The 12,756-nt window shown below is 38.3% G+C and carries 11 protein-coding genes and 1 other RNA gene; all 12 read left to right on the forward strand.

Features of this window, described 5'->3' with window-relative positions; all coding sequences use genetic code 11:
• Window positions 1–16: 16 nt before the first annotated feature.
• The 12 genes from ACHABW_RS01695 (at window position 17) to ACHABW_RS01750 (ending at window position 12,651) form a co-directional block, all read left to right on the forward strand.
• Window positions 17–1,495, forward strand: a complete 1,479-nt coding sequence (locus ACHABW_RS01695; RefSeq protein WP_435753768.1) for a DUF2339 domain-containing protein — start codon at window positions 17–19, stop codon at window positions 1,493–1,495.
• 158 nt (window positions 1,496–1,653) lie between these two features.
• Window positions 1,654–3,942, forward strand: coding sequence for a DEAD/DEAH box helicase (locus tag ACHABW_RS01700; RefSeq protein WP_435753769.1), 2,289 nt, complete (start codon window positions 1,654–1,656; stop codon window positions 3,940–3,942).
• 95 nt (window positions 3,943–4,037) lie between these two features.
• Window positions 4,038–5,348 (forward strand): ribonuclease H-like domain-containing protein, encoded by a 1,311-nt coding sequence (locus ACHABW_RS01705; protein WP_435753770.1) that lies wholly within the window; start codon window positions 4,038–4,040, stop codon window positions 5,346–5,348.
• The gene (locus ACHABW_RS01710) at window positions 5,323–7,233 is read left to right on the forward strand and encodes a DUF294 nucleotidyltransferase-like domain-containing protein (RefSeq protein WP_435753771.1); all 1,911 of its coding nucleotides are present in this window, start codon (window positions 5,323–5,325) and stop codon (window positions 7,231–7,233) included. Before ACHABW_RS01705 ends, ACHABW_RS01710 begins: the two co-directional genes overlap by 26 nt.
• A gap of 2 nt (window positions 7,234–7,235) precedes the next feature.
• Entirely contained in the window at window positions 7,236–7,967 is a 732-nt protein-coding gene (locus tag ACHABW_RS01715) for a 3'-5' exonuclease (protein ID WP_435753772.1), read from the forward strand.
• Window positions 7,968–8,333: 366 nt separating this feature from the next.
• The gene (locus ACHABW_RS01720; RefSeq protein WP_435753773.1) at window positions 8,334–8,723 is read left to right on the forward strand and encodes a CotD family spore coat protein; all 390 of its coding nucleotides are present in this window, start codon (window positions 8,334–8,336) and stop codon (window positions 8,721–8,723) included.
• A 264-nt stretch (window positions 8,724–8,987) separates the two neighbouring features.
• Window positions 8,988–9,548, forward strand: a complete 561-nt coding sequence (locus ACHABW_RS01725; protein WP_110936154.1) for a DUF1273 domain-containing protein — start codon at window positions 8,988–8,990, stop codon at window positions 9,546–9,548.
• 135 nt (window positions 9,549–9,683) lie between these two features.
• Window positions 9,684–9,929 carry a cell division regulator GpsB gene (gpsB, locus tag ACHABW_RS01730; protein WP_435753789.1) on the forward strand — a complete coding sequence of 82 codons (246 nt, stop codon included), beginning with the start codon at window positions 9,684–9,686 and terminating at the stop codon, window positions 9,927–9,929.
• Between the two features lie 214 nt (window positions 9,930–10,143).
• On the forward strand, window positions 10,144–10,545 hold the full coding sequence (locus tag ACHABW_RS01735; protein ID WP_435753774.1) for a reverse transcriptase-like protein: 402 nt from the start codon (window positions 10,144–10,146) through the stop codon (window positions 10,543–10,545).
• Between the two features lie 57 nt (window positions 10,546–10,602).
• Window positions 10,603–10,982, forward strand: an RNA gene (gene rnpB, locus ACHABW_RS01740) — RNase P RNA component class B.
• Window positions 10,983–11,101: 119 nt separating this feature from the next.
• A complete protein-coding gene (locus ACHABW_RS01745; RefSeq protein WP_435753775.1) occupies window positions 11,102–12,247 on the forward strand; it encodes a THUMP domain-containing class I SAM-dependent RNA methyltransferase in 1,146 nt (381 codons plus the stop codon).
• A 161-nt stretch (window positions 12,248–12,408) separates the two neighbouring features.
• Window positions 12,409–12,651 (forward strand): DUF2564 family protein, encoded by a 243-nt coding sequence (locus ACHABW_RS01750; protein ID WP_435753776.1) that lies wholly within the window; start codon window positions 12,409–12,411, stop codon window positions 12,649–12,651.
• Window positions 12,652–12,756: the final 105 nt, after the last annotated feature.

Raw genomic sequence — 12,756 nt, forward strand, 5'->3', positions numbered from 1 at the left:
GTTGAAAAGTCAGACCATGCCTAAACTAAAAAATGAAGGTGAAACTCCCGAAGTTAAAGAAAATAAGCAGCCTAGGGATTGGGAAAGGGAGATAGGTCAAGTTTGGTTGCCGAGAATTTTTATATTTATCTTATTAATTGGGGTTATCTGGGCTTTTAGAGCGGGAACTGAATTAGGACTCATAAACGAGTACGTCCGAGTTTGTTTCGGATATTTAGCTAGTGGTGTCTTATTATTTTTTGGCTGGAAGCAGCATTTAAAGAAGCACATTGTTCTTTCGCAAGTGTTAGTTGGTGGCTCGATTGGGTTGATGTTTATAAGCACTTTTGCGGTGCATGTGCTGTATGGGTTCATTCCATTAATCATTGCTTTTCTTCTTCATGTGTTGACCGTAGGAGCGGGCTTAACGTTTTCGGTGAAATTAAAGTCACAATCGATAGGGATTATAAGTAGCATTGGGGCATTTATTGTTCCGTTTTTATTAGCATCTCAAGAAGGAAGTCTTGCATTTTTTCTTGGTTATGAATTCATCGTTTTTCTGGCTTTCATAGCCTTAGCCTTTAAACGGGAATTTGATATTTTATATTACGTCGTCACATATGGGTTTCAATTTGCATTATTGGCATATGCTATTTTCCAAGTAGAACCGGATGTTAGACTATTAACTGGAGCGGTTGTGTTGCAACATCTTGTGTTAGTTGGAATGCTGCTAATAAGAAAGCAAGCGAAGGAATCTTCCGTGTTTCCTGTATTAACGACAGCTGTACTAACTTCAATTTGGGTTATTTTAAGTTTAAATACCGCGGAGACAAATGTTGTTCTATTAGGTTTAGTGGGACTTTATCTGACTTTAATGTATGTGAAAAAGGAAGAAAGTCATAAAAGTGCTTTATTCGTGTCTTCTTCAGCCATTGTACTATTTATTTATTTCATGGAGATGTTTGAGACTTCTGTTGCTCTTCTTCTCCTTGTGGAAGGCTTGGTCGTCATTCTATTAGCAGGACGATTAAAATCAAAACTACAAGCAGTAATAGGGACAGTAGTCTACTCGATCGGGATGATACTTACTATTTCTATGACGATTTCGATAGAAACGGTTACGTGGGCAGTGTTAATTGCTAGTTTAACGAGTCTCTATTTACTATTTAAGGATAGTGATCATGTGAAGCGTAATGCAGTCATTTCCGCGAAGGTATTCATTAGTTTGATAGGGTTGGTTTATGTATCTCAACTCGCTGATTTAACCACTTCCGATTCGATGTTACAATCAATGATCATGTCATTGTCTTGGTTGATGTATGCTGTATTATTCGTAGCATACGGCTTTTATAAGAACGATAAGATAACAAGAATATTTGGAATGGCCTTGATCTTCTTCACATTGGCGAAAGTTATTTTGATCGATATTCCTGCTGTTTCAATGGCAAGCGATTCTGTTTTTACTATTGGGAACTCTCGGAATTACAATATCACGATTATTTTATCGCAAGGCTGAAAAAACAGGTGATAGTCACGTACCTAAATAAAAGATTTTTAGAATTATTCACCGAAGAATGTCCAAAAGGTCTCATGATCTATTAAGGCATTCTTTTTTTGTTTTGAAATCCGAACGTATATTCTCTATAATAGAAAATAAGAGAGTGGAGGACAGACATGTTTGGGAAAAAAACGTTAGAACAATTAGTAGCCGAATTACGAAACGACAAGCAAGTAACCTATTGGCATGAGATTCCGGAAGAAGAGGCTAAAACAGCCAGCATGCCAACGGAGATAGATAGCAAGATTATTCATGCTTTAAAACAAAGAAAAATAGATAACCTATACACACATCAGAAAAGTGCCTACACTAGCGTGATGCGAGGAGAAAATGTCGTTGCCGTGACACCGACAGCATCCGGTAAAACACTTTGTTATAATCTGCCGGTGCTGCAAAAGCATATGAACAATCCTTCCAGCAGAGCTCTCTATATTTTTCCGACGAAAGCGTTGGCTCAAGATCAAAAAGCAGAACTTAATGAAATCATAGATGAAATGGAAGTAGAGATGAATTCATACACGTATGATGGCGACACACCTGCTAGCATCCGACAAGTCGTGAGAAAAGCGGGACATGTTGTCATTACGAATCCTGATATGCTGCATGCGGCAATCTTGCCCCATCATACGAAATGGATTTCTTTGTTCGAGAATTTAGAAACGGTAGTGATTGATGAGTTACATACGTATCGTGGAGTATTTGGCTCTCATGTGGCCAATGTTATTCGGCGATTAAAACGTATTTGTGCGTATTACGGAAGTAAACCAACATTTATTTGTACATCTGCAACAATAGCAAATCCAAAAGAGCTTTCTTCCGAACTAATAGGAGAACCTGTTCAGTTAATTGATAATAATGGTGCGCCAAAAGGGAAAAAGAATTTTGTGTTTTACAATCCGCCTATTGTTCATAAACAATTGAATATCCGTAAAAATTCTACCAAAGTAGTGAATGAAATAGCTTCTAAGTTTTTAAAAGAAAAGATTCAAACGATTGTTTTTGCCCGTAGTCGTGTTCGCGTAGAGATTATTTTGAGTCATTTGCAGGAGCTCGTGAAACATGAGATTAATAAGCAAAGCATTCGAGGGTACCGAGGTGGGTATTTGCCGAAGCAGCGTCGAGAGATCGAACGGAGCTTGCGGAGCGGAGATACGATCGGCGTTGTGAGCACGAATGCGCTTGAATTAGGGGTTGATATCGGACAGCTGCAAGTATGTGTTATGAACGGCTATCCAGGATCGATTGCGTCCAGCTGGCAACAGGCCGGTAGAGCAGGAAGAAGACAGGATGAATCTCTCGTAATCATGGTTGCGACTTCTAGTCCTCTTGATCAATACTTGTTCCAGCATCCTGAGTTTTTCTTTGGAGGATCTCCTGAAACAGCTAGAATCAATAAAAATAATTTGATTATATTAGTAGATCACTTGAAGTGTGCAGCTTATGAGCTTCCGTTTAAACGCGGAGAGACCTTCGATGGCCATGAGGTAGAGGAGATATTAGAGTACTTAACAGAAGAGCGGGTTTTGTACGAGAATAATCAACGATGGTACTGGATGAATGCAGCGTTTCCTGCACATAACATCAGTCTCCGGTCAGCGGCACAGGAAAATGTTGTGATCATTGATCAATCCGTGAGAGAAAAACATGTGGTCATTGGAGAAATGGATACATTTAGTGCGATGACGCTACTCCACGATGAAGCAATCTATTTACACGAGGGGACACAATACCAAGTAGAATATTTGGATTGGGACGAGAAAAAAGCATTCGTACGAGAAGTAGACGTAGAGTACTTTACCGATGCTAACTTAGCGGTTAACTTAAAGGTTTTAGAAATTGATAAAAAAAGACCGATGGGGCACCATGAGATTCAATATGGAGATGTGATGGTTACAGCGATGGCAACAATCTTCAAAAAAATTAAATTAGAAACTTTTGATAATATTGGTTCTGGTCCGATACATTTACCTGAACAAGAACTTCATTCGAATGGCATCGCGGTGACTTTCGCAGAGGAAGTATTTGAGGGGAAAAATGATGATCATGTCGAGCAAGTTTTGATGGGATTAGCTCATGTATTGCAACATGTATCTTGTGTGCATGTGATGTGTGATCAAAAAGATTTACATGCTGTTCCTGAAGTGAAGGCGATTCATTCCCAGCGGCCGACAGTCTTTCTATACGACCGGTACCCTGGTGGAATCGGATTAAGTGAGTGTTTATTTGATCAAATTGAAGAGATACTTCAGGATGCACTAGCGTATGTCTCTAAATGTCCCTGTAGTGACGGATGTCCATCTTGTGTCGGGATCGGCGGAAGTGATCCAGGTCAGCAGATAAAAAAATGGGTAGTGAACCTATTAAATGAGTCTGTTGGAGGAAAGAATAGCGGTATGCTTAACTAAATAGGGTTTATGGGTAGCGGCGCGGGGTTTCTCTTCGTCGTTTATCTCATGTTAAACTAAAATAAATGAGCCATAAGCAAGGGTAGGTGAAATGAATGAGCATGAAGTCCAAACTTTTACGTATGAAAAATCACTTACAGTTAGATGATGCGACGGAAACTTCCTTGGTAAGCAAAGAAGTTAAAATAGATAAGAGTACGCTAGAAGAAAGCTTCGAAGAATTAGGTTTTGAACCCTTTTATTTTGATGGGGAAAGGTCTTATCGAAAAAGACTAATCTATCCTTATGAATCAGCAAAAGACAAAGAAACGTTAAGAGTTATGGGAGAGATGAAGAGTTTGTGGGAACAAGAAGGACTCTCAGATCACCCGTTATCTTTTAAAAATCGTAAATTAGATCAATTATTGTTTTTTGATACTGAGACGACGGGCCTGTCGACCGGAGCGGGGAATGTGATTTTCCTAATTGGTTATGCCAGACTTAGAGAAGAGGGGATTGAGGTGACGCAACATTTGTTGGAGAATCCCTCCAATGAAGCTGCATTCCTCTCCGGTTTTTTAGAGGATTTTAGTGAAGATGATTATTTAATAAGCTATAACGGAAAATCGTTTGATTGGCCACAAGTAAAATCAAGGCACGCATTCATCCGCAAAGAACTCCCGAAGCTACCTAGCTTTGGGCATATCGATTTGCTTCACTGTGCCAGGCGGTTATGGAAGCATGAATTGCCTTCATGTAGATTGGCTATTGTGGAAGAATATAAATTAAATATGAAGCGGATCGATGATATACCCGGAAGCATGGCGCCGATCCTTTACTTTGAGTATTTACATGAAAAGGATCCTCATCATTTAGCAGGAATTATCAAGCATAATGATCAGGATGTTCGTTCATTAGTCTATTTATATCAAGAAATTTGCATGAGGTTATTTCAGTGGAAGGATAAACCTACTTCCCCGATGGAACATTACTATATTGCAGATTGGTTTGAAAAATTATCTGAGTATGAATGGGCAAAAATACATTATAAATTAGCGATTGAAACGATGAATAAACCTTTTAGTCAAGGGTACTTCCGTTTAGGGAAACTAATGAAAAAGCTTGGCGATAAAGAAGGAGCCAGGTCTTATTTTATCGAGGCATTAAACCAGCATTCTCTTCCTTCCTTAGAGGTGTGGATAGAGCTAGCTAAATTAGCGGAACACCAGGAAAAAAATGTTTATAAAGCGTATAATTATGCTAAAAGTGGATATTCTCAAGGAAAAAAACAAACTAATATGCATTCCGTTTCTTTGAAAACGGCGAAACACATCACTGATTTAAACAAGCGTTTAAATCGATTAGAAAAAAAGTTAGAGATCAAAGAAGGTGGGTACGAGAGTGGTGAAAACGGAGGCTTATTATGATGTCATTCGGCAGTCTTTTCCTTTTGACTTATTGAGTGAAGAACAGTTTGAAGAACTGATGAGGGAATCAGAAACACAAGAGTTTCAAGAAAATGAATTTATGTTTCATGAAGAAGATGAAGAAGTAGAGGTTTATTTTTTACTAAAAGGATTAGCTAAGAATGTCCTTCACAGAGAAAGTGGAGAACAATTTTCTGTTCGTTTTTATTATCCTGGGGACTTGATCGGTGTCATGATTTTACTTGCTAGTGGACAAATGAATTTTTCCGTCCAAGCCTTGGAGGATTGTCAAACAGTGAAGTTCCGCAAAAGTATTCTGTTACGAACGATGACTGAAAACCAATCGTTTTCTGACGTGATTCTTTCAGGAATTGGCGAGAGAATGAAATCCTTATATGACGAAATAAAGAAAGAACGTCATGATATGGACAGTGAAAATATCGGTCTTTTCCGAACACGGGTTCATTCTATTATGGATCGCGCAAGAATGATCGATGACCAAAAATCTCTTAAAGATGCTGCTAGGCTGATCACAGAGTGGACAGTTGCGGGACTAGTTGTGGTTAATAAACAAGAAGAGGTAAAAGGGGTAATTACGCAACAACAAATTATCCGTGGACTCATTCAGGGAGATAAAGAGGATAGTATTACGATGTGGATGGAAAAAAATCCGCATACAATTCAAGAGAATGCCTTTAGCTATGAGGTGTTAACATTTTTCAAAGATGACTATATAGATATTGTCCCCGTCCTTAACGGAGAACGAGTGGTAGGAATATTGATGGCTGAATCTTTTCTTCAGCTGCAGGATTCCAAGTTTATAAATTTGTCCTATCGGTTACAGCATGCGAAGACTATTAAAGAATTAGCTCCTCTATCTCCGAAAAAAAATATGGATTTTTTACTTTTCACGGAAGCGCTGCTCGATGAGCGGACACATCCGTCGGAAGTTTGTGAGTTTATCTCAAATTACAATGATCATATTCATCGGCAAGTGATTAGATTTGCATTAGCAGAGATGAAACGAAAGGGATACGGAAAACCTCCAGTTAACTATTGTTTTATTGTCATGGGAAGCCAAGGAAGAAAGGAACAAGCATTTAGTACCGATCAAGATAATGGTCTTATTCTCGATAATTATCAGCATCTTCCAAACAAACAGGAGGTAGAAGAGTTCTTCCACCATTTTGCTGCAATCGTAAACGAATATCTTGTGAAATGCGGGTTTCCTGAATGTTCAGGTGGGATAATGGCTAGAGAACGTAAGTGGTGCAGGGAATTGAACGAGTGGAAAGCCGAAGTAAAAAGATGGGTGAAGGAAACAGATGCCGAAGAGGTAAGAGACTTTACAATTTTCATCGATTATCGCCCGGTTTACGGTGATTTCAAACTAGCAGAAAAGTTGAGGGATTTTATAACAAAGCCTGTAGAGCAAGGGAAAATTCTTCATATTATGCTTGCAAAAGACACTATTCGATTTCGGGTGCCTATTAATCCGATAGGGAGAATGTCTCTTAAAGGTAAAATGAAAACGTTAGATGTTAAGAAAGCAGCTTTAATGCAAATTGTAAATGGGATTCGAATTTTTGCGATCCGATACGGGATTCAAGAAGTTAGTACGATAGCACGGTTGAATAAACTGCAGGAAATGGAAGTGTTTCATCCTAGAGATGTGAAAAATGCTAAATTAGCGATGGATTATTTACATTATTTTAGAATTCATGCAAACATTTCTCAACTGCGAAATGAAGAACCTTTATCTAATTTGATAGCACCAATGACACTAGGAAAAGATGAACGTAAACAATTGAAAGATGCTCTTATTATTGCAAAACGCTTGCAACAAATGAGTGAGCTTAGTTTTGCAAAGAATAGAGGAGTATAGTAATGGAAATATCGGTTTTAAAAATTATTAAATATTTGATATATGATCGTTTTCACTTTGAAAAATCAAAGGACCAGTGGATTGAGAATCATCAGGAAACCTATGATGTTTTATGCGAAAAAATGAATCAAAGTGCTGAAACCAGTTTTCCGGCGGATGAGAGACTACAGGATCTTTCCTTTACCGTTTTTGATTTAGAAACGACTGGCTTTTTTCCGCGTGCAGGGGATGAAATTATCTCTATTGGTGCTGTGAAAATCACTGTGAGTGACCTAGGATTATCAAAACAATTTTATCAGATTGTTTCTCCAATAAAAAAACCATCAAATGAAGTTAAATTATTAATTGACATGACGCAGAAGCAAATTGATAGGGGGAAGGCATTTCCTGAGAGTTTAAATGATTTTTTATCTTTTGCAGATCAATCAATTCTCGTGGCATATCCAGCTAGTTTTGACGTCCCTTTCCTTCAAGAGCTGTCCAAACGTTGGAATATGCCAACAGGAAATCTACCGCACATTGACTGTCATAAGCTGGCGCAATACTTATACCCTAACGAAAAGAATACATTAGATCATTTAGTGAAAAAGTTTGGGATTGTGCAACAAGAAAGACATCATGCTTTAAATGATGCATTAATGACGGCAGAAGTGTTTCAATTTTTAATAGAAGAATTAATTCAAAGAGGAATTACAACTTTGCAGGAATATCGAAAGGCGATGAACATAAAATAAAAGACAATAAATATTTCCCGGGGAAGCGCAGTTTTCGGCTCTTTTCGCCAATAAATAGGGGTTGTAAAATGGTTATTGTGATGCATTACAAATTAACTTGTAAAAAAATGGCGAGAAAGTGAAAAAAATCATTGATTAATTGGCGGAATTTCATTATATTAATTGCTGGGGTAGTATACTTGTAAGACTACTCGGTAGTAATAATGAAGGAGAGAATGGTTATGGTAAAAGTGTTCCTTTGTATGTTTTTCCTTGTAATTGGATCAACAATTGTTCTTTTTCAATAAAATAGGTTAGTGACTAGTACATGTCGCAGGATGGTTACATACGTTGATATTGAACCTATTAATAAAAGGAGGATATCACATGTTCCATCATTGCAAACCGCATACGCAAGCTAAAGTACTACCGGCTCAAGTTTGCCCGGGGCAACAATCTGTTCAGGAAAAAAATTGTGACTATATTGTACCAGTCGTGCACCCTAGTCATACAACAAATGTTGTGAATCATAGATACAATTTCCAGCACAGCTATCCGCACACGGAGTCTACAGTAAATCGAATTACAAATCAGCACTCATATGGACCTCCAGCTCAAGTAGCAGGAGCAGCGACAGGACCAGGATTTGCTCCACAAGTAGCAGGAGCGGCAACGGGTCCAGGGTATGGACCGCGACCACAGGTAGCAGGATATGGCCCAGGGTCAAAGCACTCTCCGCATGTAGCAGGTATGGGAATGAATCATGGTAAATGTTAATTGAAAAATAAGAACTATAACTCTAGCGAATTGGTAAGATGCCAATTCGCTTTTTTTTAAAAGCTATTTTATAATATGCTTAATTTTTATAGAGATTGTTATGCCCCTTCGAACAGTGGATTCTAATTTGGCGAGACTCCTGTGCAGGAATGATCCAAGCGATACCGCGAAGACGTTAGTAGGCTCGGGGGTGGCGAAAGGATCACGTTATTTAATAAAAGACGCTACGCGTTTTTCTTACATAAGATTAGGGAAGGAGAATGAATGTTGTATAATGTATTGGCGGTGACGGGGTATAAGCCCCACGAATTGGGGATATTTAATGAAAAACACGAACAGCTTTCTTATTTAAAAAAGGCCATTTTGAAAAAAATAAGGCATTTGAAAGAAGAATTTGATATAAAATGGGTAATAACGAGCGGACAGCCAGGTGTAGAACTTTGGGCTGCGGAAGCAACGACTATTCTAAAAGAATCCTATCCCGACTTGCAATTATCTACTTTAGCTCCTTTTCATAATCAAGAAGAAAGATTTTCTGAACCAATAAAAAAGCTTTATTCCACCATTTGGGAACAAAGTGATTATAAAGATTATATTACAAAACGTCCCTATGATAATCCGGCTCAGTTAAGGTTGAAAAACCAATTCATCATTGACAAAAGTGATGCTCTGCTCGTTTTATACGATGAGGAAACAGAAGGTACACCTAAATTTTACTTGTCGTATGCTTTGAAGAAACATGAAACAGAATCATACCCTATTTTTTATTTAACACCGGATGATATCGAAGAATTGGTGCGGGACGAGCTGGATAATGAAAGCTAGAATTGACAAGTTCGCAAGTTTCTGAAAAAATGAAGGTATTACATGATTGTACTTATGAGGTGAACAATAGTGGAGAAAAAACAACTGGCAAGACTTTCCAAGAACGAAATATACGAGAAAGACTTTAAAACAAGTATGCGTGGTTATAATCAAGACGAAGTAGACCAGTTCTTAGATGATATTATTAAAGATTATGAAGCTTTTGAAGGGAAAATCCAAGCGCTTGAGCAAGAGTTAGAGAGTGTAAAGAAAGAATCAACACCACCACCGAGAGTGGAAGCTCCTAAGCCACAGCCGGCAGCTGGAAATACGAATTATGATATTTTAAGAAGATTATCCAATCTTGAGAAACATGTATTTGGAAGCAAGCTGTACGATTGACTTCTAAAAGATGGTTGTATTTCTAGAGAGGACAGCCCTTTTATTGGCGAGAGACGGATACTTTCTGCGGGAAGAAATTCAGTTTCCTGATAAAGACCGTTTCTGCTTTTTCTCACGGGTATCTCAGCTTTTTGCTGATTTAAATCTCTATTCAATAACAACAATGGAATATCAGATCTTTCTTTAAAGATAAGGAACGAAGGGAGAACTTTATGTGATTGAGGTTTATACAGATGCGGGTAGCGCTGGGAATCCGGGACCTTCGGGTGCAGGAATTTTCATTAAGAATAATGGGAATATTATTCGTGAATCGATTCCGCTTCTTCCAATGTCCAACCACGAGGCTGAATTTCATGCTTGCTTGGAAGCTCTTCGTATTTGTAAAAAGCATGAGTTTTCGATTATATCGCTTCGTTCTGATTCTAAAGTTTTAGTTGAGTCGATAGAAAGAAAATATACAAAAAATCCTTTGTTTCAACCTTTATTAGCTTCTATACTAGCCACTATGGATCATTCTTTCACGTATGCTTTTATTAAATGGATTCCAAGTAAACAAAATAAAGAAGCAGACCAATTAGCGAAGAGAGCAATTCAATTAGCAAAAAAAGGAAGTTGATTTTATCTCCATTAGTGTGTTATTATTTAAAGTGTTGTGTTAAATGACAACCATTTTGTATTTGGGTAATCGCTGCATGTTTACATGTAGAGGAAAGTCCATGCTCACACAATCTGAGATGATTGTAGTGTTCGTGCCTGATGAAGTCATAAGTCAGGGTAGTCTAGCGATAGACTAACGGCAGGTGGCATGTCTAAGTTCTTCGGAATATGATATGTGTACCTTGAAAGTGCCACAGTGACGGAGTCTGTCTAGAAATGGACAGAGTGGAACGAGGTAAACCCCACGAGTGAGAAACCCAAAATAAGGTAGGGGCATCCTTGAGACGGAAATGAACGGATCAAGGGACAGAGTAGTCTGTAGACAGATGATTACCGCTCTTGTACGAGGGCTGACACCCGTTTGAAGTACGGAGTAACAGAACATGGCTTACTAAATACAAATGGCGTCTTCAATGAATGAGAATGGCTCTGCGATGTATATCATCGTAGAGCTTTTTACATATCTGATCTTCATAGGCTATACTAATAAAAGAATATCGAAAGGAATGATCTTGATGGAAAAAGTTACATTAATCGCGACTGCTGCGATGGGGTTAGAATCAATTGTTGCAGATGAAGTACGTCATTTAGGATATAAGGATGTCACTGTTGAAAATGGAAAAGTAATTTTTACAGCAGAGCCTACAGCCATTGCGAGAGTTAACCTTTGGTTGAGAAGTGCAGACCGTGTCAAACTGCTGGTTGGAGAATTCAAAGCAGAAAGCTTCGAGGAACTTTTTGAAAAAACAAAGGCATTACCATGGGCGGATTATATTTCAGCGGATGCAGAATTTCCTGTAGTAGGAAAATCCGTTAAATCCCAGCTTTTCAGTATTTCTGATTGTCAGGCTATTGTCAAAAAAGCAGTAGTGGAGAGTTTAAAGAAAAATTACGCGATCGAATGGTTTGAAGAAAAAGGGGCTTTTCAACGAATTGAGATAGCTATACATAAAGATATTGCATCGTTAACTATTGATACAAGTGGAACAGGGCTTCATAAGCGTGGGTATCGTTATCTTCACAACGAAGCACCATTGAAAGAAACGATGGCAGCTGCAATGGTTCGATTAACGAATTGGTACCCGGATAAGCCTTTTTACGATCCTTTCTGTGGCTCTGGAACCCTTCCTATTGAAGCCGCGATGATTGGGCAAAACATAGCACCTGGTATCAACAGAACATTTGCGTTCGAGGATTGGGCATGGTACGAGCAAACATGGATTGATCAAGCATTAGAGGAAGCCGAGGACTTAGCGAACTATGATCAGCCTCTTGAGATAGTTGGCGGGGATGTTGATCATAAGATGATTGAACTTGCTAAAAATAACTCAAAGGAAGCTGGTTTTAATGACTTGATTGATTTTAAGCAAATGCAAGTCAAGGATTTCCATACGAAGAAAGAGAATGGGGTAGTCATAGGAAACCCGCCATATGGGGAAAGAATGCAGGATAAACAATATGTAGAGAATCTATATCGAGAACTTGGAAAAACGTTACGCCCATTAGACACATGGTCTGTTTACATTATCACTTCCCACCCGCATTTCGAAAAACTTTATGGGAAACAGGCTACGAAAAAAAGAAAGCTTTACAATGGTAATATTAAAACAAATTTCTTTCAATATTGGGGGAAAAAACCGTTAAGAAGAGATCAAAAATAGTTCGTGTTTTTTCAGAAGTACTTGATTCATCTTTTAAAACTAGCCACTTACCAGCCAGCCTGAGGAAAGTCTTCTCAAGCTGGCATTATTAATTTTAATAGGAATAATCTTGCTTTTCTTTCATATACTAAATGGTATATTAGGAAGAGAGGATGGAAGTTATGACTGATCAATTTGGAGAAATAGAACAAGTGGAATTAGCGTTGAAGGCTGCTGAGAGAATGGTGGGTCAAGCTACAATGAGCATGGACGAAGACCAGCTTATGAATGCTCAAAATGCCATTTCGGATGCCAAAGCACAATTAGAACAGGCGAAGTTACTAAAGCTAAATCCTTATGATATTCAACAAGCATCTTCACGTTTAAACACTTTTTCGCATCAGGTAGATGAAGCTATCAAGTAGACATATATTAAAATTTTATCAAACATATACTTATCGGATCGATAATTGTGTATCGAACATGAGATAAGTAAGAGCCGAACCAGTATGTGGGTCCGGCTCTTCTGT

Origin of the sequence: Salipaludibacillus sp. CF4.18, from assembly GCF_051262595.1 — a bacterium.
GTDB classification, from domain to species: Bacteria; Bacillota; Bacilli; order Bacillales; family Salisediminibacteriaceae; genus Salipaludibacillus; species Salipaludibacillus neizhouensis.